The sequence below is a fragment of the Streptomyces sp. NBC_01306 genome (assembly GCF_026340465.1).
Classification (GTDB): Bacteria; Actinomycetota; Actinomycetes; order Streptomycetales; family Streptomycetaceae; genus Streptomyces.
Genome location: NZ_JAPEPC010000001.1, coordinates 2,272,146 through 2,298,694, shown reverse-complemented (window position 1 = coordinate 2,298,694; position 26,549 = coordinate 2,272,146). Strand labels below are relative to the sequence as shown.

The 26,549-nt window shown below is 70.2% G+C and carries 19 protein-coding genes and 2 pseudogenes (1 of these 21 only partly in view); 15 read left to right on the top strand and 6 right to left on the bottom strand.

The features are described from left to right. Window positions 1-100: 100 nt before the first annotated feature. Together OG385_RS09760 and OG385_RS09755 are read right to left on the bottom strand one after the other, a co-directional pair. The gene (locus tag OG385_RS09760; protein ID WP_266853711.1) at window positions 101-1,243 is read right to left on the bottom strand and encodes a mandelate racemase/muconate lactonizing enzyme family protein; all 1,143 of its coding nucleotides are present in this window, start codon (window positions 1,241-1,243) and stop codon (window positions 101-103) included. Window positions 1,244-1,254: 11 nt separating this feature from the next. Further along, on the bottom strand, window positions 1,255-2,286 hold the full coding sequence (locus tag OG385_RS09755) for a hydroxyacid dehydrogenase (RefSeq protein WP_266853710.1): 1,032 nt from the start codon (window positions 2,284-2,286) through the stop codon (window positions 1,255-1,257). Between the two features lie 93 nt (window positions 2,287-2,379). On the opposite strand from OG385_RS09755, the gene OG385_RS09750 reads away from it, so the two are divergent. Next, window positions 2,380-3,255, top strand: coding sequence for a LysR family transcriptional regulator (locus tag OG385_RS09750; RefSeq protein WP_266853709.1), 876 nt, complete (start codon window positions 2,380-2,382; stop codon window positions 3,253-3,255). Window positions 3,256-3,333: 78 nt separating this feature from the next. Here OG385_RS09750 and OG385_RS09745 read toward each other — a convergent pair. Then, a pseudogene (locus OG385_RS09745) lies at window positions 3,334-3,543 on the bottom strand (transposase); the annotation flags it as partial. 240 nt (window positions 3,544-3,783) lie between these two features. On the opposite strand from OG385_RS09745, the gene OG385_RS09740 reads away from it, so the two are divergent. Together OG385_RS09740 and OG385_RS09735 are read left to right on the top strand one after the other, a co-directional pair. Continuing rightward, window positions 3,784-4,611 (top strand): serine protease, encoded by an 828-nt coding sequence (locus tag OG385_RS09740; protein ID WP_266853708.1) that lies wholly within the window; start codon window positions 3,784-3,786, stop codon window positions 4,609-4,611. 103 nt (window positions 4,612-4,714) lie between these two features. Beyond that, entirely contained in the window at window positions 4,715-5,152 is a 438-nt protein-coding gene (locus OG385_RS09735; protein ID WP_266853707.1) for a hypothetical protein, read from the top strand. A 106-nt stretch (window positions 5,153-5,258) separates the two neighbouring features. On the opposite strand, the pseudogene OG385_RS09730 reads toward OG385_RS09735, so the two are convergent. Beyond that, window positions 5,259-6,131 (bottom strand): annotated as a pseudogene (locus tag OG385_RS09730) (chitinase); the annotation flags it as partial. A 429-nt stretch (window positions 6,132-6,560) separates the two neighbouring features. Between OG385_RS09730 and OG385_RS09725 the strand changes: the two are divergent. From OG385_RS09725 to OG385_RS09670, 12 genes are all read left to right on the top strand, one after another. Beyond that, a complete protein-coding gene (locus OG385_RS09725) occupies window positions 6,561-7,418 on the top strand; it encodes a hypothetical protein (protein ID WP_266853706.1) in 858 nt (285 codons plus the stop codon). Continuing rightward, a complete protein-coding gene (cpaB, locus tag OG385_RS09720; protein ID WP_266853705.1) occupies window positions 7,415-8,128 on the top strand; it encodes a Flp pilus assembly protein CpaB in 714 nt (237 codons plus the stop codon). The genes OG385_RS09725 and cpaB overlap by 4 nt, the downstream gene beginning before the upstream one ends. Before the next feature lie 7 nt (window positions 8,129-8,135). Continuing rightward, window positions 8,136-9,746 carry an AAA family ATPase gene (locus OG385_RS09715; RefSeq protein ID WP_266853704.1) on the top strand — a complete coding sequence of 537 codons (1,611 nt, stop codon included), beginning with the start codon at window positions 8,136-8,138 and terminating at the stop codon, window positions 9,744-9,746. Between the two features lie 143 nt (window positions 9,747-9,889). Next, window positions 9,890-10,234, top strand: coding sequence for a TadE/TadG family type IV pilus assembly protein (locus OG385_RS09710; RefSeq protein WP_266853703.1), 345 nt, complete (start codon window positions 9,890-9,892; stop codon window positions 10,232-10,234). Continuing rightward, window positions 10,231-11,568: a CpaF family protein gene (locus OG385_RS09705; protein ID WP_266853702.1), complete on the top strand. Its 1,338-nt coding sequence runs from the start codon at window positions 10,231-10,233 to the stop codon at window positions 11,566-11,568. The genes OG385_RS09710 and OG385_RS09705 overlap by 4 nt, the downstream gene beginning before the upstream one ends. A gap of 9 nt (window positions 11,569-11,577) precedes the next feature. Continuing rightward, on the top strand, window positions 11,578-12,516 hold the full coding sequence (locus tag OG385_RS09700) for a type II secretion system F family protein (RefSeq protein WP_266853700.1): 939 nt from the start codon (window positions 11,578-11,580) through the stop codon (window positions 12,514-12,516). 18 nt (window positions 12,517-12,534) lie between these two features. Beyond that, the gene (locus OG385_RS09695; RefSeq protein ID WP_266853698.1) at window positions 12,535-13,425 is read left to right on the top strand and encodes a DUF5936 domain-containing protein; all 891 of its coding nucleotides are present in this window, start codon (window positions 12,535-12,537) and stop codon (window positions 13,423-13,425) included. Window positions 13,426-13,790: 365 nt separating this feature from the next. Next, window positions 13,791-14,018 carry a hypothetical protein gene (locus tag OG385_RS09690; RefSeq protein ID WP_266860742.1) on the top strand — a complete coding sequence of 76 codons (228 nt, stop codon included), beginning with the start codon at window positions 13,791-13,793 and terminating at the stop codon, window positions 14,016-14,018. Continuing rightward, window positions 14,015-14,623 carry a pilus assembly protein TadG-related protein gene (locus tag OG385_RS09685; protein WP_266860740.1) on the top strand — a complete coding sequence of 203 codons (609 nt, stop codon included), beginning with the start codon at window positions 14,015-14,017 and terminating at the stop codon, window positions 14,621-14,623. Before OG385_RS09690 ends, OG385_RS09685 begins: the two co-directional genes overlap by 4 nt. 13 nt (window positions 14,624-14,636) lie before the next feature. Next, complete coding sequence (locus OG385_RS09680; RefSeq protein ID WP_266853697.1) at window positions 14,637-15,230, top strand: hypothetical protein; 594 nt, start codon at window positions 14,637-14,639, stop codon at window positions 15,228-15,230. 3 nt (window positions 15,231-15,233) lie between these two features. Then, window positions 15,234-15,878, top strand: a complete 645-nt coding sequence (locus tag OG385_RS09675; RefSeq protein WP_266853695.1) for an OmpA family protein — start codon at window positions 15,234-15,236, stop codon at window positions 15,876-15,878. A 344-nt stretch (window positions 15,879-16,222) separates the two neighbouring features. Beyond that, the gene (locus OG385_RS09670) at window positions 16,223-17,095 is read left to right on the top strand and encodes a DMT family transporter (protein ID WP_266853694.1); all 873 of its coding nucleotides are present in this window, start codon (window positions 16,223-16,225) and stop codon (window positions 17,093-17,095) included. Window positions 17,096-17,119: 24 nt separating this feature from the next. Here OG385_RS09670 and OG385_RS09665 read toward each other — a convergent pair whose 3' ends face one another. Continuing rightward, window positions 17,120-18,679 (bottom strand): hypothetical protein, encoded by a 1,560-nt coding sequence (locus tag OG385_RS09665; RefSeq protein ID WP_266853692.1) that lies wholly within the window; start codon window positions 18,677-18,679, stop codon window positions 17,120-17,122. A gap of 90 nt (window positions 18,680-18,769) precedes the next feature. Continuing rightward, window positions 18,770-26,549: the 3' end of an EndoU domain-containing protein gene (locus tag OG385_RS09660; protein WP_266853690.1), read on the bottom strand. Its footprint extends 19,256 nt past the window's final position; the window shows 7,780 of its 27,036 coding nt (coding positions 19,257-27,036); its start codon lies off the right edge, out of view — the gene reads right to left on this strand; its stop codon occupies window positions 18,770-18,772.

The following is a 26,549-nucleotide window of genomic DNA, read 5'->3' as shown; positions in this document are numbered from 1 at the left end:
GAAGAACAAGATGATCAGCGTGACCGCGGTGACCAGGAAACAGGCGAAGAGCTGAGCTCGACGAAGCTGCGGCGGGACAGCTTGCTGATCATGGTTCTCCTCAGCGATAGAGCAGGTTGAGCGACTCGGCCCGGATACGCTCCTCGTCGACCTCGACGCCCAGTCCAGGGGCTGTGGGGACCGTTGCGACGGCCTTGGTGATGGTCAGCCCGTCGACGTACAGATCCGTCAGCAGCTCCGGCCCGTTGAGTTCGGCGGGCAGGGCGAGCTCGAGCTGGCTGAAGACGTGCAGTGCGGCGGCGAACGCGATTCCGCAGTCGGTGAGGCCGCTGGCCAGGATCTCGAGACCGCCGGCCAGCGCGGTCTGGGCGGTCTTCAGGGCGTTGCGCAGTCCGCCGGACTTGCAGACCTTGATCACGACCAGGTCCGCCGCGTCCAGCCGGATCGCGCGCGCCAGGTCCTGCGCGGAGAAGCTGCCCTCGTCGATCGCGATCGGCAGGTCGATCAGCTCACGCAACCGGCCCATCGCCAGCGTGTCGGTACTCGGCACGGGCTGCTCGACGCAGTGGATCGTGCGGACGTGCGCCGTCCGGTCGCGGAGTCGCTTGAGGGCGGCCGGGCGGTACGACTGGTTCGCGTCGAGCCACAGCGGTTTGTCGCCGGCAACTTCCGCGGCGGTCTCGATCGCCGCCGTGTCGGCGTCCAGATCACCACCGATCTTGATCTTGTACGCCGCATAGTCCGACGACTGGAGTGCGTGCTCACGGACCGCGTCCTGGTCGCCGACCCCGATCGCCGAGCAGAGCGGGATCTCGTCGTGCACCTTGCCGCCGAGCAGCGCGTGCACGGGGACGCCCGCGAGCTTGCCGGCCGCGTCGTGCATCGCGACGTCGACCGCCGCGCGGGCGAACGGGAAGCCGTTCGAGACCGCGGGACTCAGGCGCTGGGCGGCGCGCCGTTGGAAGAGCTCGACATCGAACGGCGTGAGTTCGAGCAGGATCGGCGCGAGGTGGCGGCGGATGATGACGGCCATCGTCTCGGCGGTCTCGTAGCTCCAGCTCGGGAGCGCGCGCTGTTCTCCCCAGCCGACCACGCCGCCCTCGGTGGTCAGCTTGACGAAGATCACCGCCGCGGACTGGTCCGGCGCGGCGCCGGGTGCGCCGACAGCTCCGCTGCCGAGCACGAAGCGGCGGGCGAACGGTACGGCGACCGGGAAGACCTCGACCTGGGTGATGCGGGACATCGGTGGTCCTTTCAGGCGGTGATCGACCAGGCGGCCGGCTCGACGAAGCTCGGTCCGCGGGTGCCGTCGGCCAGCCACTGCAGGGCGTCGCGCAGCACATAGCCCGCGAGCGCGAGGTGACCTTCGGCGGTGTCGCCCGCGATGTGCGGGGTGAACAGGAGGTTCGGGGCTTGGAGGATCGTCGCGTCGAACGTCGAGGGCTCGGGGTCGTAGACGTCCAGGGCCGCGTAGATCCGGCCACTCAGCGCGTGGTCCAGGAGTGCTTGCTGATCGATCGCAGGTCCGCGCGACGAGTTGACCACGACCGCGCCGTCGGGCAGGTTCTCGATCAGCTCGCGGGTGATCATGCCTTTCGTCTCGGGCACGTTCGGGACGTGGATGCTCAGGAACGCACTGCGTGCGGCGTCCTCGAGCGTCGTCGTCCGTACGCCGAGTTCCTGCGAGTGTGCGTGCGACAGGTACGGGTCGTAGACGGCGAGGTCGCAGCCGAACGGTTTGAGCATGGCGATCAGTGCGCGGGCGGTGCTGCTCGCGCCGATGATCCCGACCTTGGCGCCGGCCAGCTCGTGACCGCGGTACTCCGTCTGCTTCCAGCCGCCGGAGCGGATCGCGCCGTCGAACCGGGGAAGCCGGCGGGCGAGGGTCAGCAGGGCGCCGAGGCAGTACTCGCCGACCGACCACGCGATCCGCGGGCCGGCTGAGAAGACGCCGACGCCGTGGTCGAGGATGACCGGGTCGATCAGGTGCTTCACCGTGCCGGCCGCGTGCGCGACCACCTTCGGGCCCTGGCCGTCGGCCCACAGCTCGTTGCCGAGCTTCGGCGTACCCCAGCTGGTCAGCAGGACGTCGGCGCCGGCGGCCAGTTCGGGCAGGGCGGCCGGGTCGAGAGCAGGAGGCCGGCCCGGCCGGGCCGGGCCCGCCGCGTGCCCGGCTTCCGCCCAGACGACCTCGAATCGTTCCTCGAGAAGCCGTCGCGTGCCGGCGTCGATGACCTCAGCGGCACGTTCGGGGGAGATGAGGGCGGCGAGTTTGGGATGCGGCACGGGAACTCCTGCGGGTTGGCGTGAATCTGACGGTAGGTGCACTCCGTCATGCAGGTCCAAGCCCGTTTTCGCATCGACCGATACCGTGTGCGCATGGATTTCACGCTTCAGCAACTCCGTGGCTTCGTCGCTGTCGCCGAAGAACTGCACTTCGGGCGGGCGGCGCAGCGCCTGAACCTGACCCAGCCGCCGCTGACCCGGCAGATCCAGGGCCTTGAGCGGATACTCGGTGTCCGCCTGTTCGACCGCCTCGGCCGCGGCGTCCGGCTGACCGCGGCCGGCGCGGTGTTCCTGGAGCACGCCCGCCGCGTGCTCGCGCTGCTCGAGGTCGCTCCGGAGGCGACCCGGCGCGCGGCCGACGGGACGACCGGGACATTGCGGCTCGCGTTCACCGCGATCGGCGCCTACGCCGTACTCGCGGATTTCCTGACCATGGTCGGCAAGCGGACGCCGGGCGTGACGGCGGAGCTGACGGAGCTGGTGAGTCCGGCGCAGTTCGAGGCGCTGGCGAATCTCGAGATCGATCTCGGGCTGGTGCGGCCGCCGATCCCGGAGAAGTTCGAGTCGCTGCTGGTGCACTCGGAGGACCTGGTGCTCGCCGTACCGGACTCCCATCCGCTGGCGTCCGGCGAGGGGCTGGTGTCGCTGACCGACGTCACCGACGACTACATCGGGTACAGCCCGGAAGGATCCCAGTACCTGCACGACATCTGCGCGGCGATGATCGGGATGGACCGGTACGCCGTGAGCCAACTGGCGTCACAGGTGCCGACGATGCTCGCACTGGTGCGGGCCGGACTGGGATGCGCGCTGATCCCGCGGTCGATCACGGCGATGAGGGTCGAGGGCATCCGGTACCGCGAACTCGACACAGCCGACGCGCATTCGGTGACGCTGCACGCCTGCTGGAGCCCCGACAACCCGAACCCGGCGCTGCAGCGGCTGGCGGAGTCGCTGCGCGAGCAATAGCCGGACCCGCAAACCGGCCACGCCACTTCAACCGAAGCCCCCGCCACCCGTCTACGTGACGGTTTCGCGTTTCCCCCCACTCCAGTCCCTCGGCCGCCGCCAGCACGTCATGCCTGAGCCGAAGCCCAGCTCCTGCGGCAGGAACTCCCACGGGATCCCTGTGTACAGCACGAACGGGATCCCGCACCTGACCTTCCGCTGGTCGAGTCGCTTGCGACCGGGGTAACGGAAACGCCGCGTCACCACCGGCCGCAGTGGCTCGACCCGCTCCCACAGCGCGTCCCCCATCTCCTATGGCTTGCGCCTGACCGTTCCAGTAGCCGTCTCGCACCCCCAACTCCCCCTGAAGCAACACGGCATGACGCCAGTCCTCGGACCGACTGGCAAATGGGGGCGGGTGATGGAGCGGGGTCTGGACCGGGTGGTGGGGGTTGTCCCCAGGGGCGTGCTCTTCCCCGTAACCCCCTCTTGCGTTAAGAATGCGCATGTCAAACCGGAAGAACTTCGGTCACAGAGGGGACCCCCCACATGAAGAAGCCTCTCGTCGGCGCACTGCTCGCCCTTTTCCTCATGGGCGCGGCAGCGACACCCGCGGTGGCGGCCACCAGCCGCCCCACGGTCAAAGCAGCCGACTTCGCGGGAACGGTGGCGCTGAGCAACTGCTCGGGCTCCGTCGTCCGCACGCCGGACTCCCAGCCGGACGACCCCGCGCTGGTGCTCTCCAACGGTCACTGCCTGGAGACCGGCTTCCCGGCCGCCGGACAGGTCATCACCGACCAGCCGTCCAGCCGTACCTTCTCGCTGCTCAATGCCGCGGGCAGTTCGGTCGCCACGCTCAAGGCGAGCAAGGTTGCCTACGCGACGATGACCGACACGGACATCTCGCTGTACCAGCTCACCTCCACGTACGCGCAGATACAGAGCAAGTACGGGATTTCGGCGCTGGAGCTGAACGCCGCCCATCCCACGCAGGGCACTGCGATCAGTGTGGTCTCCGGGTACTGGAAGAAGATCTACAGCTGCAACGTGGACGGCTTCGTCTACCGCCTCAAGGAGGGTGACTGGACCTGGAAGGACTCGGTCCGCTACACCTCGGCCTGCGACACCATCGGTGGCACCTCGGGATCGCCGGTGGTCGACACCGCGACCGGCAAGGTCGTCGCGGTGAACAACACGGGTAACGAGGACGGCGAGCGCTGCACGGAGAACAACCCGTGCGAGGTGGACGAGAACGGCAACGTCACCATCCACCAGGGCATCAACTACGCCGAGGAGACGTACGGGATCGTGCCGTGCGTCGGCGCCGGCAGCAAGATCGACCTGAGCCGCTCGGGCTGCACCCTGCCCAAGCCGTAGGGCTCCGGCCGCATCGGTGACGGCGCCCGCCGGGGGACCGGCGGGCGCTGTCGTGCGCCCGGTCATACTGGGCGGTGAGCCGAGAGCAGGAGGGGGCCCGCACATGTCAGGGACCGGACAGGACGGTGGCACGGCCCCGGGGCCGTACTCCCCGGCCCAGCAGCCGCAGGGCTTCGGGCCGCCGCCCCCGCCGTACGCTCCGGCGCCGCCACCCGTGCCTCAACAGCCCGCGGGCTCCGCGTCCTTCGCGGACGGCGGCCCCGACTTCCTCGCCACGGACCGGCGGAACGCCGTGGTCGTCGACAGTGAGGGCGTCTCCTTCGAACGGGGCGGCCGGACGGCCGATTTCGCCTGGAGCCACATCCGGGCGGTGCCCTACAAGGGTTCCTACGGGGGCACCACGCTCATGGTGGCGGTGGTGCTGGCCGACGGCCTGTACTACGAGTGCGCCGTGGACGCCCGGAACGGCGCCACGCTTCAGCAGTGGTTCGCCGAACTGGCCCCGGTGCTCGGGTACTACCTCGGCGGACGGCCGCAGTAGCCGGCCGGTCCCGCACGCACGGCGGCAGCGCCGCCGGGGGAGCGGCGGCGCTGCCGTGCTGGGTGCAGCGGTCGATACGGGCTGCGATCGCTGCGGGCTGTTCCGGCTACAGGCTGTGGACGTGCGGTCCGACCGCGCCGGACCAGGCGTTGCCGGCCGTGGCGTCCCAGTTGGTGGACCAGGTCATCGCGCCGCGCAGTCCGGGATAGGTCTTCGAGGGCTTGAAGGAGCCGCAGTTGCTGCCCTTGGTGAGGCAGTCGAGCGCGTTGTTGACGACGCTCGGTGCGACATAGCCGCTGCCCGCCGCACTCGACGACGCGGGGACGCCGAGACCGACCTGCGACGGGTCGAGGCCGCCCTCCAGCTGGATGCAGGCGAGCGCGGTGAGGAAGTCCACCGTGCCCTGCGAGTAGACCTTGCCGTCGCAGCCGAGCATGGAGCCGCTGTTGTAGTACTGCATATTGACGACGGTCAGGATGTCCTTGATGGCGAGCGCCGTCTTGAAGTACTCGTTCGACGTCGACTGCATGTCGATGGTCTGCGGGGCCATCGTGACGACCAGGCCCGAACCGGCCTTCGACGCGAGCGACTTGAGCGCCTGCGACATATAGGTGGAGTTGAGGCCGTTCTCCAGGTCGATGTCGACGCCGTTGAAGCCGTACTCCTGCATCAGCGCGTAGACGGAGTTGGCGAAGTTGTCGGCCGACGCCGAGTCGCTGACCGAGACGGTGCCGTTCTGGCCGCCGATCGAGATGACGACGGACTTGCCCGCCGCCTGCTTGGCCTTGATGTCGGCCTTGAACTGGTCGGGGGTGTAGCCGCCGAGCCCGGCCGAGTCCAGGTTGAAGGTGACGGCGCCCGGTGAGCTGCCGGTGTCGGCGAAGGCGACCGCGATGATGTCGTAGTCCGCCGGTACGTCGCTGAGCTTCTGGACGGCGGCGCCGTTGTTGAAGTTCTGCCAGTAGCCCGTGACGGCGTGGGCGGGCGGGGCGGCTGTGGCGACCCGGGCGGTCGTGGTGGAAGTGGCAGCCTTGCCCGCCGTGTTGGGGGCGGCCTGGGCCGTCGCCCCGGCGAAGGAGAGGGCTGCTGCCGCGAGCGCGGCTACGGCGGTGCCCAGCCAGGCGCGGGTGGATCGTCTGGATTTCACGTACGGCCTCCAGGTGTGGGGGGTGGGGGCTGGGATACGGAACGGTGGCCACCGCTGAATGCCACCAAGCTGGTCCAGACCAATTGCAATGTCAAGGGATCTGTCCGGGCGGCGGCATCTTCTCCACCGTTTCTCCGTCTTCCGGGCCGGTTGCCCGCCGGCCAAGATCCAATGAATCTTGGGCAGTTGTGGTTCTTCCGGCGTGTCCCCTGGATACAGTGCTGAGGCAGGAGCAACTCGCTGTGAACGGGGGACCACGACGTGCCGACCGCCATAGCTGTCACCAGCGGCGACCTCGTGCTGCCGTCGTCCGACCGGCACACCCCGCTCGCCGCCGTGCTCCAGCCGCCGTCCGCGCAGTCGCTCGAAGCCGCCGTCGCCGACCTGCACGCGCTTCTCGAACAGCACGGCTACGTCATCGTGCCGTACGCGGCGGCGCTGCCCGCGCCCTGCGTCCAGCGGCTGCACGCCGTCCGCTCGGTCCTGGAGAGCGACCGCATCGCCCTGCTGCCCGTCGACCTGCCGCCGCTCGGTGTCGCGGTGCTCGTCCGGCAGCTGCGCCAGCTCTCCGTCTGCGACTTCAGCCCCGGTGTCCTCGCGTCGGCGGCCCGGCTGCTCGCCCACTACATCTACGCGGGCGCGCTGCTGCCGACGGTCACCCGGCTCGACCACGTACCGGTCTCCCTGACGGCGCATGCCAAGTCCTGGCTGCCGGGCTCCCAGTTCGCCGTACTGGCCTCGCCCGTCCCGCAGTTGGCCAAGGTGACCGGCGCCGAACCCGGCCTGCTCGAAGGGCCGTCGTTCGCGACCCGGCTGCTCGTGGCCAGGGGCCAGCTCCAGTCCGACTGGGTGACCACGGTGCTCGCCCCGGCCTGGCGGGTCCAGGGCCATCTGGAGACCGCGCTGCCCGCCGACTCGGCCGGCTGGTGGGCGACACCCCGGCTCGTGGAGTTCGCCGCGGCCATCCCCGAGCTCTCCGTCCTCCACCAGCTGGTCTCCTCCGTACGCCGCGAGCTGTGCCGCTGGTGCGGGCTCGAACTCATAGGAGACCGCTGCGGGTTCTGCTCCGCGCCGTTCGCCGATCCGCACGCCCAGCTTGAGAGGTTGCCCGCCCAGTGAACTCCCGCCAGCGCCGCGGCGTCGTCCTGCTGATCCTGTCGGCCGTCTGCGCCGTCGCCGCGATCATCGGCGTGCTCTCGGTCATCCGCGACGTGAATGCGAAAGTCGGCCCCGAGGTCACGGCGTACCGCGTCAGAAGCGACATAGCCCCGTACAAGCAGCTCACCCCGGGCGACTTCGAGGAGACACGGATGCCACGGAAGTGGCTCTCCGGCAACGCGGTGACCGATCTCGCCCAGGTGCGCGGCAAGATCGCCGTCACCCAGCTGCGCAAGGGCTCACTGCTGCAGAGCGACATGATCGTCCAGCAGCCCGAACTCAGCGCGGGCGAGCAGGAGATCGCCATCATGATCGACGCCTCCACCGGGGTGGCGGGCAAGATCACACCGGGCTCCGACGTCAACATCTACGCGACGTTCAAGGGCGACGACAAGGGTGTCCCCGACACCTCCAAGGTCATCGTCTCCAACGCGCGCGTCGTGGACGTCGGCAAGCTCACCGCCCTCGACCCCGGTCAGAACGAGAGCGACCGGTCCCGGCAGGCCACCGACGCCGTCCCGATCACCTTCGCCCTCAAGACGCTCGACGCCCAGCGTGTCGCGTACGCGGAGTCCTTCGCGACCCATGTCCGGCTGGCGCTCGTCGCGGCAGGCGGCAGCCCGGCCGTCCCGCAGCGCGACCGCACCTACACCCTCGATGGCGACAAGTGAGGGACCGATGACGACTCGTATCCTCCCCGTGGCCGGTGACCCGGACGCGGCGCGCGCGGTGATCACCCTGCTCAGCCAGCTCCCCGACGCGGAACCCTTCCCGCCGGTCGCCGACTCGACCTCGCTGCTCGACCTGCTCGCCCGGCTGGCCGCCGAGTCGCTCGACGAGCTGCCCGAGGTCGTCCTCGTCCACGAACGGATCGGCCCGGCCCCCGCGCTGGAACTGATCAGGGAGGTCGCGCTGCGCTTCCCGGCGGTCGGCGTCGTCCTCATCACCGCCGACATCAGCCCGCTGCTCTACACATCGGCGATGGACGCGGGCGCCCGCGGCCTCATCGGACTGCCCCTCGGCTACGAGGAGCTGGCGGCCCGGGTGCAGAACGCGGCCTCCTGGTCCACCGGCGTACGCCGCCACCTCGGCGGCGGGCCCGACCCGGCCGCCGGACCCGGCGGCACGGTCGTCACGGTCACCGGGGCGAAGGGCGGGGTCGGCGCCACCGTCACCGCGGTCCAGCTCGCGCTGGCCGCCCAGGCGTCCGGCAGGTCCGTCGCCCTGGTCGACCTCGACCTCCAGTCCGGTGACGTCGCCTCCTACCTCGACGTACAGTTCCGCCGCTCCATCGCCGACCTGGCGGGCATCGCCGACATCTCGCCCCGGGTCATCCAGGACGCGGTGTACGCGCACCCGACCGGGATCGGACTGCTGCTTGCGCCGGGCGACGGCGAACGCGGCGAAGAGGTCACCGACCGGGTCGCCCGGCAGGCGATCGGCGCGCTGCGCAACCGGTACGAGATCGTGGTCGTGGACTGCGGCACCCAGCTGACCGGCGCCAACGCGGCGGCGGTCGAAATGGCCGACCACGCGCTGCTGTTGGTCACCCCCGACGTGGTGGCCGTCCGGGCCGCCAAGCGGATGGTGCGGATGTGGGACCGGCTCCAGGTCCGCAAGGCGGAGGAGACGGTCACCGTCGTCAACCGGGCCACCCGGAGCGCCGAGATCCAGCCGCCGCTGGTGGAGCGCATCACCGGCACGAAGGCGGCCCGCGCCGCGATCCCGGCCGGGTTCAAGGAACTCCAGGGGGCGGTGGACGCGGGCCGGATGCAGGACCTGGATAGCCGCTCCACGGTCAAGCAGGCCATGTGGGGCCTGGCCGGGGAACTCGGCCTGGTGAAGGCGCCCGCGTCGGCCTCGCACGGCAGGGGCGCCCGGGGAGGCCGGCTGCGCGTCCGGGGCAGCAAGCTCGACAGCGACCGGGGCGCGGTGCTGGTCGAGTTCGCCGGGATGGCCCCGCTGATCGCCTTCGTCCTGGTGGCGATGTGGCAGTGCGTGCTGTGGGGCTACACGTTCTCCCTGGCGGGCAACGCGGCGGACGAGGCGGCACGGACGGCCACGGCCTCGTACGCGGTCGACGGCTCGACGGCGGGCTGCCGGGAGGCGGGCCTGAAACGGTTGCCGGCCAACTGGCGCGGGGCGGCGACGGTGTCCTGCGGCGCGTCGGGAAACCTGATGAAGGCGACGGTCCACCTGCGCACCCCGGTGCTCTTCCCGGGGGCCGGAAACTTTCCGTGGCCGGTGGACGGGAGCGCGGGGGCGGCGCTTGAGGGGGACGGGGGATGAAGCGGCAAGAACAAGCCCGTCCTGGGGGTCCCCCCGGACGAAGTCCGGGGGCAATTGAGGACCGGGGGCCCGGGGGCGGAGCCCCCGAAACCCGCATCCGCCGCCGCGACGACCGTGGCACCGCCATCCTCGAATTCACCGGCATGCTCCCGATCCTCCTCTTCATCGGCATGGCAGCCATCCAGCTCGGCATCGTCGGCTACACCGCCAACCAGGCAGGCACCGCTGCCCGCGCCGCCGCCCGCACCGAAGCCCTGGAGGCCGGTACGGGGAGCGCCGCCGGACAGGACGCCGTGTCCGGCTGGCTCCAGGGCAACACCACCGTCCGTGTCAGCGGCGGCGACACCGTGAGCGCGACCGCCACCATCGCCGTCCCGTCCGTGCTGCCGGGCTTCCACCTCTTCGGCCCGGTCCACCGCACCGTCGCCATGCCGAACGACACCACAGCCGCGAGTGCCACAGCCGGGAACGACAGGGAGGCACCATGAGTCTGCGGGCCCGCATCGCCGCCCCCGAGGAGCACGGCGGCGGCCGGGAGGACGGCCACCAGGTCGCCGTCTACCGTGCCAAGCTCCTGGAGGAGATCGACCTCGCGGAGATGTCCTCGCTGGCCGCCGCCGACCGGCGCGCCAGGCTGGAGCGCGTACTCGGACACATCATCAGCCGCGAGGGCCCCGTGCTCTCCACCGCCGAGCGCTCCCAGCTGATCCGCCGGGTCGTGGACGAGGCGCTCGGCCTCGGCGTACTGGAACCGCTCCTCGAAGACGCGTCCATCACCGAGATCATGGTCAACGGCCCCGACTCGATCTTCGTGGAACGGGCCGGACGCGTCGAGCAGCTCCCGATGCGCTTCGCCTCGACCGAGCAACTGATGCAGACCATCGAGCGCATCGTGTCGACCGTCAACCGCCGGGTCGACGAGTCCAATCCGATGGTCGACGCCCGCCTGCCGTCCGGCGAACGGGTCAACGTCATCATCCCGCCGCTCTCCCTGACCGGCCCCACCCTCACCATCCGCCGCTTCCCCCGCGCGTACCGCCTCCAGGAACTGATCGCGCTCGGCACGCTCGACGAGCAGATGCTGCTGCTGCTCACCGCGTTCGTCCGGGCCCGCTTCAACGTGATCGTCTCCGGCGGCACCGGATCGGGGAAGACCACGCTCCTCAACGCGCTCTCCGGCCTCATCCCGGACCACGAGCGCATCATCACCGTCGAGGACGCAGCCGAACTCCAGCTCCAGCAGGCCCATGTCGTACGCCTGGAGACCCGGCCGGCCAATGTCGAGGGCAACGGCCGGATCACCATCCGCGACCTCGTCCGCAACTCGCTGCGGATGCGCCCCGACCGGATCATCGTCGGCGAGGTGCGCGGCGGCGAGACGCTCGACATGCTCCAGGCGATGTCGACAGGTCACGACGGCTCGCTCGCCACCGTGCACTCCAACAGCGCCGAGGACGCGCTGATGCGACTCCAGACCCTGGGGTCCATGTCCGAGGTGGAGATCCCCTTCGAGGCGCTGCGCGACCAGATCAACAGCGCGGTCGATGTCATCGTCCAGCTGGCCCGGCACGCCGACGGCTCACGCAAGGTCAGCGAGCTGGTGCTGCTCGTCAGTCACGGGCGCGAGCGCTTCCAGATCTCCACGGTCTCGCGGTTCCGTGCCCAGCCGATGACCGCGGACCGGGTCGTGCACGGCCGGTTCGAACACCTGCCGCTGCCGCGCAGGATCGCGGAGCGGCTGTACCTCGCGAACGAGGCGCTGCCGCCCGCGTTCGGTGTGGTGGAAGGCGTCGACCCGCTCAACACGAGAGAGGCGAGGTAGGGCAGCACCATGACCAACATCGCTCTGCTGGCGATCGGCGGCACGCTGCTCTGCGGTGTGCTCGCCGTCGCCGGTATCCATACGTACGCCACAGGGAAGGCGCAGCGCGAAGCCCTGGTCGACCGGCTCTCGTACAGCGGACCGCGTCCGGAGGGGCTGCGCGTCCGCCGCTTTGGCGGAGTCGACCGCAGACTCCGCGGGACGGCCTTCGGCAAGCGGCTCCAGCTGCGGCTGTCCGCGACCGGACTGGATCTGACGGCGGGCGAGTTCACCGTGTACGTCGTCGGGGGATTCGCCGCACTCTGGCTGATCGCCTCCGCCGCGCTGGCCCCGTTCTTCGGCCCGGTCGCCGGCCTGGTCGCCCTGTGGGCGGGCAACACCTTCCTCAACTGGCAGCGTCAGAAGCGCATCGAGGCGTTCATCAACCAGCTCCCCGAGCTGTCCCGGATCCTGGCCAACGCGACGGCCGCCGGGCTCGCTCTCCGTACCGCACTGGGCATGGCGGCGGAGGAGCTGGAGGCACCCGCAGGCGAGGAACTGGCCACGGTCACCGCCCAGCTGGCGCTGGGCAGGTCGATCGACGAGACCCTGGGCGAGCTGGCGGCCCGGCTGCCCTCCCGGGAACTGGTCGTCCTCGTCACCACCCTGGTCCTCTCCAACCGTGCGGGCGGCACGGTCGTCGGCAGCCTGCGCAACCTCACCGAGACCCTGGAGGAGCGCAAGGAGACCAGGCGCGAGGTCGTGACGATGCTCTCCGAGGTCAACGCCACCGCGTACACGCTGCCGTTGCTCGGCCTGGGCGCCATGATCATGCTCAACTCGATGGACTCCGGCTCGCTGGCCCGGATGACCGGCCACCCGCTGGGCCAGGCGGCCGTGCTGATCGCCCTCGCTCTGTACGCCGTCGGGTTCATCGGGATGCGGCGCCTCGGCAAGATCGACGTCTGAGGGGACGGGACAAACGCCATGGTGGGACTGCTGCTCGCACTGGCACTCGGCGCGGGCGTCGCCGGGATGTTCCTGGGCGTCCGGATGTACCGCTCCGATGTGAAGGTTCCCAGCGACCTCGCCGTCGCCCTCGAAGTCGGCGCCACCCGGGTGGGCGGCGCCGAGGCGGCGGTCGACCGGGCGGGGATGCGCTTCGCGCCCGCCGTGCTGAGGGTGATGGGCCCCCGGGCGGTGGAGAAGAAGCGCCGCCGGATCGACTCGGCGGGCAATCCGGGCGGCCTGACCGTCGACCGCTATGCGGCCCGCCGCGCGGTGTACGGCATCTTCGGCGGCCTCGCGGGCCTCGCGCTGCTCACCAACGGCAGCTGGATCTTCGCTGTCTTCGCCTTCGCCTACGGGGCGTTCGCAGCCGACGCGACGATCTGGCAGGCCATCCGCAAGCGCCGGGACATCATCGAGCGGACGCTGCCCGACTTCCTCGATGTCCTGGCCGTGGTCGTCAGTGCGGGACTCGGCTTCCGGCAGGCACTGGAGCGGGTCGCCGAGAAGTACGAGGGGCCCTGGGCCGACGAACTGCGCATCACACTGCGCCAGATGGACATGGGTGTCAGCCGCCGCCAGGCGTTCGACGAACTGCGCAGGCGCAACGAGTCCGAGCAGGTCTCGCAGTTCGTCAGCGCGCTCCAGCAGGGCGAGGAACTGGGCGCGCCGATCGCGGACACCCTCATACAGATCGCCAACGACATGCGACGTACCGACGCCCAGAACTCCCGCCGCCGGGCGGCGAAGGCGATCCCGCAGGCCACAGTGGTCACGCTGATCACCATGGTCCCGGCGACGCTCATCCTGATCGTGACGAACATGTTCCTGGGCTCCACCACCGACTTCGGCTCGCTGTTCGGGAACTGAGCGATGAGACCACGGAGGGCGCGGCTGTTGACACGGAGGGTGGGATCCGGCCACTTTCTGTCAGCTGCTTCGAGGCCGCAACCCTTTGTGCCACCCTCTCCCCAGGGATATGACTTCGGGCCGAGTCCGAGGGAGGCGGAGGTCATGCACCGTACCGCCTCCGGCAGGAGCGACCAGCAGTTCGCCGCTGCCAGCAGCATCCGAACCAGCACCAACAGCCGTACAGCGGAAGCGATATGGCTGGGAACGTCCGCGCGGGAGCCCGGCCGCCATGGCTGAATCCCTGCGCGGTGAGGGGAGGCGGGGCGCCGCGTACGGCAGCCCGGCCGCAGAGACGGAGTCGTACGTTCCCGAAGGGGCAGAGCATGGCGAAGGACATCACGCTCAAGGCGTATCTGGCGTTCGGCACCTGGCGCGACACGGTCGTCTCCCGGATGCGGAGGCGCGCGGGCGACAGCGGCGCGAGCATCGTGGAGTACGGCGGGCTGCTGGTGATCGTGGCGCTGATCGTGGTGGCGGTGCGGGGGCTGGGGCTGCAGAACATCATCTCGAAGGCGATCGGTACTGCCGTCAACTCCATCACCGGGGGCTGAGGGCGAGGGCGCCCCGCGCCGGGGACGACCGGGGCCAGACCATCCTCATCTACGTCGTCGTGGTGGGCGGACTGCTCTTTCTGGCCTTCGCCTACTTCGCCTTCGCGCAAGCTGCCGTGGCCCGCAACGGTGCCCAGTCGGCCGCGGACGCCGCAGCACTCGCGGCGGCCCAGGACGTCCGGGACCAGATGGCCGACGGCCTGACCGGCTCGCTGGGGCAGAAGGACGCATGGGCGGGCTGGCTGCTCGGCGACCACCCTGTCGCCGGTACGGGGAGTGCCGCAGCGGCCCGGCTCGCGGGCGACAACGACGCCACCCTCGACGGGCTCGCGCCGACGACGGTCAAGGGGTATCCCGCCTTCGAGGCGAGCATCACCACCCGGTTCACCGTCGGCAAGTCCGTCATCCCCGGTACGGAGGGCAGGCACGCCAAGGCCCATGCCGTCGCGATGATCGAGCCGCGCTGCTCCGTCACGCCGTCCGGAGACCCGAAGCTCGTCGAATTCGACTGTGACGGCCGGCACTGGGAGATCGACCCGAAGAAGCTGGACACGATTGAACTGCCCCAGCCGAAGGACCTGTTCGCTGTCCACCTGGCCGAGTGAGGATGAGTAGTAGATGAACATGCGTCGCACCTTGAGGGCCCGCAGGGCGCTGGCCACTGTGGCAGTCACAGCGGGCCTGGCGCTCACCGTGGCGGGCTGCGGAGGCGACGGCGGAGGAACGGACAAGGGGAGCGCGTCGCCCCCCGCGGCCGGTGCGAAGGGGAGCGGCGACACCGCACAGCCGGCTCCGTCCGCGTCGGCCGACAAGACCCTGGCACAGGTCAAGGGCGGGGCTGACATCACCCTGACCATCACCTCGGCGGTGCGCGACACCGGTGGCTTCCTCACCGTCAGCGGAACGGTGAAGAACGGAAGCGGCAAGTACTGGCTCGAACCCAGCTGGGCGGGGGACGAGAAGGAACTGGCCGCCAACTCCACGTCCATGGCCGGGGCCGCGCTCGTCGACCAGGCAGGCAAGAAGAAGTACCTCATCCTGCGGGACACCGACGGACGCTGCCTCTGCACGAAGTTCAGCGGCGGGATCCAGGCGGACGAGGAGAAGCCGTTCTACGCCCAGTTCCCCGCCCCGCCCGCCAGTACCAAGTCCGTGGAGTTCCAGATCGGCGACATGCCTCCTGCCACCATCGACATCTCCGACGGGCAGTGACCGATGAGACGACCACGCCGCCCCGCGGCCACCCTCGCCGCCACCCTCCTGCTCACCGGGCTGACCGTCACCGGGGCACATGCCGCCGGTCCCAGCCCCGGCCCCAGCGCGCCCCCGGACAGTACGACGTCCTCGCCACCGCCCGCCATCGACCCCGCCGCCCCCGGGCTCCGGCTCGGCGACGGGGCGACGCTCGCGCCGTCCCATGTCCTCGACATCAAGTCCGTCGTCGAGGACCTCGGCGGTGAGGAGCGCCGTGAGGACACCAACGCCGATGTGACGTTCGCGCTCCAGGCAGAAGTCCTCTTCCCCAAGGACAGCCCCAAGCTCAATCCGGAGGCCAGGGCGCGCATCAAGGCCATCGCCGACGAAGCCCTCGCCCAGCACGCCACCAAGGTCCGGGTCTTCGGGTTCACCGACAACCTCGGCTCGTACGAGCACGGCAAGGTCCTCTCCAAGCGGCGCGCCGACTCCGTGCAGGAGGAGCTGGCCAAGTCGCTCGGCTCCGATGTCACGTTCGACATCCGCGGATACAGCGAGGACTACCCGATCGCCTCGAACGCCACCGAAGAGGGCCGTACGAAGAACCGCCGCGTCGAGATCTCCTTCCCCCGTGGCGAGAAGCTCGGGTCCGGCTCCGCCTCGTAGGACAGGGCAGGGCAGGGCAGGACAGGACCGGACACGACGATCTGGCTCCGCCGGGGCGCGGCAGCAACGGCTTCTGCTGGTGGCCGAATTCGGTTGCCCCGTGTACGGGCGTGCGGGCACTGTGTCGCGAGGCCATTCGGCTCCGGGGCGTGCGTTCCGGGGCGCGCGATGCGAGACGTGCGTCCTGGGCGGGCGACCCGCGTCGTGCGGGGGTCCTGCGCCTACGGGGGTGGGGCCGGACCCCCGCGCTCCACGGCCCGGCCCGTGCCGCCCGGGGCCACGGCGGCGCGGCCCGGACGGGGGGAGATCCCCGTTTCGTATACCCCGGCCTTCATCATGGACCGGTGATCAGTGTCCTCTTCGCCGTGCTCACCGCGCTCAGTAACGGCGCCGCATCCGTGTTCCAGCGCCGTGCCGCCGCGAAGGTGCCCGACGCCGAGGCGATGCATGTGTCCCTCTTCGGCCACCTGATCCGCCAGCGGGTGTGGCTGGCCGGGGTCGGTCTGGTGATCGTCGCAGCCGTCTGCCAGGCCGTCGCCCTGGCCACCGGGCCGATCGCCGTGGTGCAGCCGATCTTCGTCATCGAACTGCCCGCGACCCTGCTGCTCGCCGGCCACCTCCTGCGGGTACGGCTGCCCCACACGATCTGGTACGGCGTGGCCGCCGTCACCGTGGGCCTCGCTCTCGGGATGGCCACCGCGGCTCCGGGCGGCGGTGGCGAGACCGTGGACGGGCTGCGGTGGATCCCGGCGCTGATCCTCACCGGGATCTTCGAGACGGTCCTGATCGGTGCGGCCCTCAAGACCCGTGGCAACTCCCGCGGGGCTCTCCTCGGGCTGGCCGCCGCCTGCGGCTACGCACTCACCGCCGCACTCATGAAGGACGCCATGGCGCGGCTCAGCGACGCCGACGGATGGGTGGAACTCCTCAAGTCCTGGCAGCTCTACGGCACGGCCGCAGCCGGCGTGGGCTCGCTCTTCCTGCTGCAGAACGCCCTCCAGGCGGGCACCCTGGTCGCGGTCCAGCCGATGCTCACCCTCGGCGACGCGCTCATCAGCATCCTGTACGGCGTGACCCTGTTCGGTGAGACGCTGCGCACCGGATGGTGGCTGGTGCCCGAGCTGGCCGCGCTCGCCCTGGTCGGCCTCGGCTGCGTCGAGCTGGCCCGCTCCCCGCTGGCCTCCGGCAGCACCGGCCCGCCGTCCAGGGTGAAATGAACGGCGGGCCGGGCCCGTTGGGCGTTACGCCGTGCACTCCACCCGGATCGCGGACGAGGCATTGTGTGCGTTCTCCCGTGACGACGAACTCCAGTCGTCGCCGCGGTCGTGGAGCTTGACGCTCAGCACACCTGAGTTGATCTTGTACGAGGGGGCTGCTATCCACTCGCCGCGGTGACTCACCTGGGTGATCGTGAAATGGCCGAGCTGGGTGGAGCCCGCGGTGCTGGTGCCGTCGTGGACGGTGTAGTACGTGGGCTGGCCGCCGACGTGTCCGACGTTGCTGTCGTTCGGTATGTAGACGCTGACCTTGCAGCTGCCGGACTTCACGTCACCGGTCCGGAAGTTCCACACCGCGCTGTTGTCGCTGTCGTTGGAGTCGCCCGACATGGGAATCGAGCGGTACCAGCCCGAGCAGCCACCTGAGGCGTAAGCGCCGTCGTGGGTGGTCCAGCCCTTCTGGTCGTCGGTGTACTTGCCGCGTTCGGTGTAGGTGACCGAACTGTTGGAGCAGTGCATTCCGCCGATCGCGGAGTAGAGCACCTTGGGAGAGGACGACGTCTTGTTCGCCGTGTTGGTGGCGCCGCTGCCCGACGAGGAGTCCGTCTTGGTGTCGGTCTTCCCCTTGCCCGTGGAGGAGTCCGAGTCGGTCGTGCCCTTCCCGGGATGGCTGTCCGTCTTGGTGTCCCCGGGGCCGTCGGCGCTGTCCGCCGACGCGGCTTCGTGGATGGGCGGGGCGTTCACGCCGCCCGCCGGGCCCGATCCGCCGGTCCCCTTCGAACCGCCCTTGCCCAGTGGTGCCTTGGAGGCGTCGGACTGCGGTACGTAGCCGTCCGCCCCGGCGCCGGGGTCGGTGTATCCGGCGGCGGCGTTCCTGGTGTTGTGCTTGGGTCCGTCCCCGCCGGTGAACGAGGCGACGACGAACGGGAGGGACAGCAGCACCACGCCCCCGATCGCGGCCGCCGCGACCATCGGTCGGGAGACCTTGCCGGGTGCCGAGTCCTCCTCCTCCGTACCGGTTCCGCCGGGGCCGTTCCCGCCCGCGGTGCTCACGGCGGCGGTGGCATCGGAGGAGGTACGGGTGCGAGTACGGCTCCGGGTGAGGCTGCCCAGTACGGCGGTGAGTGCCGGTATCCCACGGGACGTTGAGGCTGCGGCCGTCGAGGTCGAGGTCGCTGTGGCGCTGGCGGGGGTGGCCGTGGTTTCCGGCTCGGTTGCGGGGGCCGCCGTGGCATCCGAAGCCGGTTCCGAAGCCGGTTCCGAAGCCGGTTCCGAGGCCGGTTCGGGGGCCGGTTCGGGCTTCTGGGGCTTCTCGGCCTTCTGCGGCTCGGCCTTCTCGGCGGCCACGGCCTCGGGTGCCGATTCGAGCGTCGTTGCCTTGCTCTCCGTCACGCGGGTGGCGGCAGGCACCTCCGCACCGATCACGCCACCGGCGAGCGTCGCGGCGACGTCCTCCGGGGAAGCCCCGCCGGATTCCGTCACCTTCTCCGTCCCGGTCTGCGTACCCTCTCCCGGCGCCGCCTCATCGGACGTGTCCGCAGCAGCGGACACCTCGCTGTTCGACTCGGGTTCCGTGCTCGCCATGGCCACCTCGCCTCTCCTGCTTCTCGTACTGCTCTTACTGCTCATGTGCATTCGTTCGTGTACGTCAGCCGTGTACGGCAGTGGTGCGTGTCAGTCGCCCGCGCCGGACAGCGCGGCGAAGATGTCCGTGGACAGTGTCACGGGCGGACCGTCGTCCTCGAACACACCCCCCGGGTACCGCACGTTGAGCTGCGTCAGCTGGAATTGGACGAACTGCTCGTAGAGGGCCAGTTCCTCCGCCAGCTTGGTGGGCAGCGGCCCGGATCGCCGGGCGAGGTCCACCGTCAGGAACAGATCGGCCTGGAACTTCCCCTTCTCGCGCGGGTCGAAGTCCGCAGGCACCTGATCGGTGCCGTCGTTCGTCTTCCTGCGCCAGTGCCCCACCAACTCTCGCAGGCGCTGATCCGTGAAGACGTTCAGGCCCAGGTGCTGCGCCTCCGCCGACCAGTGCACGAAGGAGCGGAACCGCTGGTCCGCGAGGCCGGGTTCGCTGCCCAGCAGCTCGTCGGCCGCGGCAAGGAACCGTGCGCGGTCGCGGCCGATGCGGGCCTCTTCCTGCCGCTGACGTTCGTTGTCCCGGTACTTCTGCGCCACCGCCTCGGGCGAAAGGGGCTGCTGCCAGAAGGACTTGTCCTCGCCCAGAGAGATGATGTCCGCCGTGGGCACCCGGAGGGCGTCCGCCAGCCGTGTCAGGTATCTCGGGTGTACGCCCAGCGCGTAGGCATGGAGCTCGGTCTCGTTCGGGACCTGCGGCAGCGGATGGATGCGCGAGTCGTTGAACAGCTTCTGGGCCCCGGCCCGGTCCATGCTGATCACGTCGGACATCAGGCCCTGCTGGGTGTGCAGATAGGACGCGAAGTGCCACCACTCGGAGAGCGGCGCACCGATCTCCGACATCCGCCGGATGAGCGCGCTCGTGGTGTGCGGCCGGGCTTCCAGCCGGGCGGCCAGTTGGTCGAGTGCGTCGAGGGCGGAGCGGAGAGGGGCGGGTCCCTGGAGGGCGACCTTGATGCTGGCGAGGGCGGTGGGGTGCAGTCCGAGGGCCTGGGCCGCCGCGGCCGTACGGTCCACGCCGGTACTGGTGTCGGCAGCGGTGCTCGTGCCGGTTCCTGTGCCGGTGTTCTCGGTCCCGCCCGGATGCGTGTCCGTGCTCGGGCTCGGGCTCGTGGTCGCGTCCGTGAGCGGGCCGGTCGGCTCCAGGCTCCGGTGCTGCTCCAACAGCCCTCGTACGCCGGGCTCGTCGAGCAGCCCGGACGGGGTGTTGCGGCGCACCGAAGCCGTCACGTCCGACGTCCAGACCGGGTCCTGCTCGTGGTGCGGCTGCCCCTGCGGGCCCTGCCAGCCGGCCGGCAGCTCGGACAGCGGCGGCAGCGTGGGGGCGACGGTGTTCAGGAAGTGGTACAGGCTTGACGGGTCGGAGGCGTCGACCGCCATCAGATCCGGCAGGGTGCTGTTGTCCACGTCGCCCATCAGGACTGTGAAGATGTCGGAGCGACGTGTGAGCTTCATCGTCGGGTCGGCCGCCGGTGCCAGCTCCACGTCGAAGGTGACCCGGCTCAGGTCGCGGCGTCCGGCGGGGTCGGGGTGATGGAATCCGGCGGTCAGCTGCGCACGTATCTGCGGCAGCAGCTCATCGGTCACACGGCTGTGTTCCGCGGGGTCCAGCGGCGGATACGGCAGGACCCGGGTGACGCGTATCCCCAGCGCCCCGTCCTGGTGGATCACGCGCCGGACCGCGAACTGTGCCGCCGTGCCATTCGGCTTGTTCACCTGGGTATGCACGGGAGCCGTGAGCGCGAGCACTTCGGAAGAGCTGTGCGGGACCGGCGGCTGGTACGCGGAGGGCCGGACCCACAGCTGTTCGCCGCCCCGGACGTGTCCGTGCATCCGCACGCCGTTGTACACGCCCTCCCACAGGTAACCGCCCTCCGGGACCTGGACCCACGAACCCGAGCCGATCGCGTTGCGGTGGGCCACGACCATCGCTTCCCAGACCTGGTGCGTCGACCAGGAGGAGGGGAAGAGCAGCTGGCCGATGGTCGCCGTGCCGTCGGCGCCGAGCACGGCCCCGTTCTCCCGGTCGCCGAGCTGCCATTCGCGCGGGGGCGGGGTGCCCTTGGCGGCGGCCTGTTCGGTCAGCCCGCGCAGGTTGGGATCCCTGAACCAGACCGTGGCCCACTGGGTGCCGTTCGGGTGGGCGCTCCACAGCGGGTTGATCAGGACGCCCTGGTCGTACTGTGCCTCGACCCCCGCCCGGTCCGGCAGTGCGTAGTGGACGCCGGTCCTGTTGTGGGTGGAGCCGTACGTCACGAAGCGCAGCGTGCCCTCCCCGATCGCGGGTTCGCCGGTGACTCCGGGCGGCGGTGCGAGATGGGCGAAATAAGGGGGAAGTTCGGGAACGGAGGGCGTTCTGAGGTGGACGGGCGTCACGAGCCCGGTCTGGTCGGAGTGCGGCGCGAAATCGGTGATGGTCCCCTTGCCGTCGACCGTGCCCTTGATCCGCACGCCCTGGTAGTCGCCGGTGAAGTGGTAGTTGCCCGCCTCGATGCCGCGGGCGCCCGTGGTGGGCACCAGACCGTCGGTGCTCTGTTGGCGGAGGTAGACCTGGCGGGTGGCGTAGAGCGCCTCTTCGAGGGTCCAGTGGTCGGGGAACATGGTCCGTGCGCTGTCGTCGGGGTGGGTGCCTGCCTGGTAGGTGCCGTTCGGGTTGCGTTCTTCGGTGGCGATGGCGCGGGGCCGGTCGGTGGTGCCTTGCGGGGCGAGGAGGCCGGGGGTGCCGGTGCGGGGGTTGCCGCGCAGGACGCGTTCCCGTACGTCGAGCGGGATGTCGACGGTGGCCCGGGGCGACCCGGGCATCGCCGCCCCGATCGCGGTGCCCATGACCAGGAGGTCGCGGGGCATGATCCGCAGATAGGGCGACCGAACCGACGGACGCTGGAATTGGGAGTCGACCGCCGGCCGGCCGAAGAGCGGGTCGGCGTAGATGGCGCCCATCAGCGCGTGCTCGTCGTAGACCGGCCAGTGGGCGAGCCCCGGGGTGTGATCCCGGTAGTAGTCCCACAGGCCCAGCAGATGACCGATCTCATGGGCCGGCATCTGCGACTGGGCTTCGATGGTCTCCATGGAGAGGTACCAGTTCGCGCTGTTCGACCGGCCGTTGCCATCCGGGTTGGGGTGCAGCGCGATGGTGTGGTGCGCCTGTTTCGGGTCGTCCGTGAACTCGGCCCTCACCCGCAGCAGATCGCCGTTCGGCAGACGGTGGTCCGGGTCGTTGTAGTACTTCTTGAGACCGCCGACCGCCGTGTCCTTGGCGGCCTGCACGACCTCGGGGGTGACACCGGCCTGCGGGTCCAGGTGGATGCGTACGGTGATCTCCGCCTGGGTGGCCCCGTCCGGCAGCACGGTGCGCCGGGCGCTGAACTTGCGTTCCCAGGCGGGCCCCGTGTGGCCCGAGCTGTTCATGAACGGGGCCGAGGGGCGGGGGATCTCGGCGCTGGGCTGCGCAGGGGCGGGCGGCGTTACGGGATGCGGCAGGCTCGCGGCCACGGGTGTCTGCGGGGGGACGGGGAGCGGAGGCGGTGCCGAATCCGACCGGCCGCGGGTTGTGGGCCGCTGCGGGAGGACGGCGGGCGCGGACCGGTGGGGCGGGTGCGGGGCCGTGGACGGTGTCACGGGCACGACGGCGTCCTTGGCCACGCCCCCCGGGACGGCGTCCTTGGCGACGCCCCCCTCGTACCAGAGGTCCAGCAGCTCCGTCTTGGACCGGATGTACCGCTTGTACTTGTTCAGCGTCTCCGTCAGTTCCTTGGACAGGTGTCCCGACTGCTCGGCGAGGTCCACCTCATGGAGGAGAGCGGCATGCTTCTCCCGTTCCATGCGCGGGTCGAAGTCCTCGGGGACCGGGTCGGTACCGTCCTCCGTGTCCTCACGCCAGTGCTCGGCCAGCTCTTGCAGGCGCTCGTCCGTGAAGATGTGCAGCCCCACGTCCGCGACCGTGGACCAGTGCATGAAGGAGCGGAACCGCTGCTCCGTGACGGTGGGGTCGCTGCCGAGGAGTCTGTCGGCGACCGTGTCGAACCGTGCGTGGTCGCGGGTGAAGTGGAGATCCGCCACCTTCTGCTGCTTGCTGATCCGGTAGTCCAGCGCCACGGCCTCGGGTGAGAGGGGCTGCTGCCAGCGGAACTTGTCCTCGCCCAGTTCGACGATGTCCGCCGGGTCCACCTGGAGGGCGTCCGCCAGCCGTTGCAGATAGGCCGGGTGCACGCCCAGTGCGTAGGCCTGTTCCGCCGTCCCGTGCGGGATGCGCGGCAGCGGGTGGGCGAACGAATCCTTGTACAGCTTCCAGGCCTGGGGCAGATCCATGTCGAGCATGTCGTTCATCGTCAGCTGCTTGGAGTGCAGGTACGACGAGAAGTCCCACCACCCGGGGAGCGGCGCACCGAGTTCCGTCATCCGCCGGACGAGCGCGCCCGTGGAGTGCTTCCAGGCCTCCATGCGGGCGGCCAGCTGGTCGAGTCCGGTGAGGGCCGGGCCCAGGAGGGCGGAGCCCCGCAGGGCGACCTTGATGCTCGCGAGAGCGGAGGAGGGTATGCCGAGCTCCTTCGCCGCCGCGGCCATACGGTCGACGCCTGCGCCTGCGCCTGCGCCTGCTCCTGCGCCTGCTTCTGTGTCTGTGCTCGTGCTCGCCTTCGCTGTTGTCTTCCCGTCGGCGCCCGTCCCCGCGTCCGCGTCCGCGTCGGTGAGCGGGCCGGGCCTGTCCTGGATGCTTCGGTGCTGCTCCAACAGCCCCTTCACGCCGGGCTCTTCGAGTATTCCGGCCGGGGTGTTGCGGTGCAGCGAAGTCGCCACGTCCGACTCCCACACCGAGCGTCGTGTGTGGTGCGGCAGCCCCTGCGGTCGCTTCCAGCCGGCCGGTTTCCGCGGTACCGGCGGCAGCAGGTTGACCACGTTGTGCAGGAAGGTGTCCAGGCCCTGCTGGTCGGTGGGGTCGAGCAGGGTCAGGTCCTTCAGGATGCTCGTGTCCGAGGAGCCGATCAGGATGTTCATCAGCTCGGGGCTGAACGCGACCATCGTCGGGTCGTCCGTCAGTGACAGCTCCACGTCGAAGGTGACCTGACTCAGTTCCCGGTGTCCTTGCGGGCTGAGCCGGTTGAAGCCGGCGGCCAGCTGCTTCCGTACCTCAGGCAGCAGGTGCTCGGTCAGCTCGGTCTGCCGTTCCTCAAGCATCGGCGGATGCGGCAGGACCCTGGTGACGCGCATCCCCAGGTTGCCGTCCTGGTGGATCACCCGCTGGATATGGAACAGCGCCGTCGAGCCATCGGGTTTGGCCGCGCCGACCTGCAGGGGAGCGGTGACCGCGAGTATCTCGGGCGAGCTGTGCGGGACCGGCGGCTGGTGGGTGGAGGGCCGGACCCACAGCTGTTCGCCGTCGCGGACGTGTCCGTGCATCCGCACGCCGTCGTGCACGCCTTCCCACAGGTATCCGCCCTCCGGGACCTGCACCAGCGAACCGGTGTCGAGCGCGTTGCGGTGAGCCATGACCATCGCGGTCCAGAGCTTGCGCGGCGACCAGTCGGAGGGGAACAGCAGATGGGCGGTGATCCCCGTGCCGTCCGCGCCGAGCGCGGTCCCGTTCTCCGCGTCGCCGAGCTTCAAGGGGCGCGGGGGCGCGGCGCCGTTGGCGACCGCGTGTGCCGTGTGACCGCGCAGATTCGGGTCCTTGAACCAGACCGTGGCCCACTGGGTGCCGTTCGGGTGGGCGCTCCACAGTGTGTCGATCTGGACGCCCTGGCCACGCTGCGCGGCGGCCCCGTCCGGGCCGGGCAGCGCGTAGTGGACGCCGGTCCTGCTGTGGGTGGAGCCGTACGTCACGAAGCGCAGCGTGCCTTCCCCGACCGCGGGCTCGTTGCTGGTCGGGGCCGGCATGACGAGATGGTCGGGCGGCACGATGTCGGCCTGGTCGGAGTGCGGCGCGAAGTCCGTGATCGTGCCGGTCAGGTCGGCCGTGCCCTTGATCCGTACGCCCTGGTAGTAACCGTCGAAGTGGTGGCTTCCCGGCTCGATCCCGGGGGTTTCCGTGGTGGGCACGAGGCCGCCGGTGCTCTGTTGGCGGAGGTAGACCTGGCGGGTGGCGTAGAGCGCCTCTTCGAGGGTCCAGTGGTCGGGGAACATGGTCCGTGCGCTGCCGTCGGGGTGGGTGCCTGCCTGGTAGGTGCCGTTCGGGTTGCGTTCTGTGGTGGGGGTGGGGCGGAGCCGGTCGGTGGCGCCTTGTGGGGCGAGGAGGCCGGGGGTGCCGGTGCGGGGGTTGCCGCGCAGGACGCGTTCCCGTACGTCGAGCGGGATGTCGGCGGTGCCCCACGGCGCGTGCGGCATCGCCGACTTGATCGCGGTGCCCAGCACCAGCAGGTCGCGGGGCATGACACGCAGATGCGGCGACAACGTCATCGGGCGCGGGAAGTGGTTGTCGACCGAGATCCGGCCGAAGAGCGGGTCGGCGTAGTTGCCGCCCATCAGCGCGTGGTCGTCGTAGACCGGCCAGTGGGCAAGCCCCGGGGTGTGGCGCCGGTAGTAGTCCCACAGGCCCATCAGATGGCCGATCTCGTGGGCCGGCATGTGCGGCTTGGACTCGATGGACTGCGCGGAGACGTACCAGTTTCCGGCGTCGTCCGGGCCGTTGCCGTTGGGGTCGGGGTGCAGCACGACGGTGTGGTGCGCCTGGGCCGGGTCGTCGGTGAACTCGGCCTTCACCACCAGCAGATCGCCGTTCGGCAGACGGTGGCGCGGCGCGTTGAAGTACTTGGTGAGGCTGCGGGCCGTGACGTCCTTGGTGGCTTCGATGTCCTCCGGGGTGACACCGTCCTTGGCGTCCAGGTGGATGCGTACGGTGATCTCCGAGCGGCTGACACCGTTCGGCAGCTCGATGCGCCGGGCGCTGAACTGGCGCATCCAGATGGGTCCGGTGTAGCCCGCGCTGTTCCTGAAGGCGGCGGTGGGCCGGGGGATCTCGACACTGCCCGGAGTGGAACTGGCGGTGGGGGCGGGGGTCTGTGGAGCGGCAGGGGCATGCGGGGCGGCAGAGGACTGCGGGGGGTTCGCGGGGCTCTGCGGGAGGACGGTGGGCGGTGACTGGAGGTGCGGGCGCGGGGCCGCGGGCTGCTGAGTCGCGGGCGGGGCCGTGGACGGTGTTACGGGCGGCCCGTCGCCCTGGGACACGCCCCCCGGGTACTGCTCGTCCAGCTGGGTCAGCCGGGTCTGTATGTGCCGCTCGTACTTGTCCAGGGCCTCCTCCCGTGCCGGGTCCAGCAGGGGTGCCGACTTGTCGGCCAGATGGAGCAGATCGGCATGCTGCTCCCGTTCCACGAACGGGTCGTAGTCCTCGGGCACGTGGGTGGTGCCGTCATTCGTTTCCACCCGCCAGTGCCCCACCAACTCCCGCAGGCGCTGGTCGGTGAAGATGTGCAGCCCCTCGCTCGCGACCCCGGACCAGTGCATGAAGGAGCGGAACCTCGCGTATGCGAGGTCGGGGTCGCTGCCCAGCAGTTCGTCGGCGACCGTGTTGAACCGTGTGTGACTGCGGGCGAAGCGGACATCCTCCAGCGTCTGGTGGTTGTCGAGCCAGTAGTTCCGCGCCAGGGCCTCAGGGGCGTGGGGCTGCTGCCGGAACGTCTCGTACTCGCCCAGATTGAGGACATCCGACGGATGCACGTGGAGGGCGTCGGCCAGCCGTTGCAGATAGGTCGGGTGCATGCCCAGGGTGTAGGCGAAGAAGCGTGTGTCGTCCGGAACCCGCGGCATCGGGTGGGCGCGCGAGTCTGCGTACAGCTTCTTGGCCCTGGCCGGATCCATGGAGGCCACCCTGGACAGCGTGTGC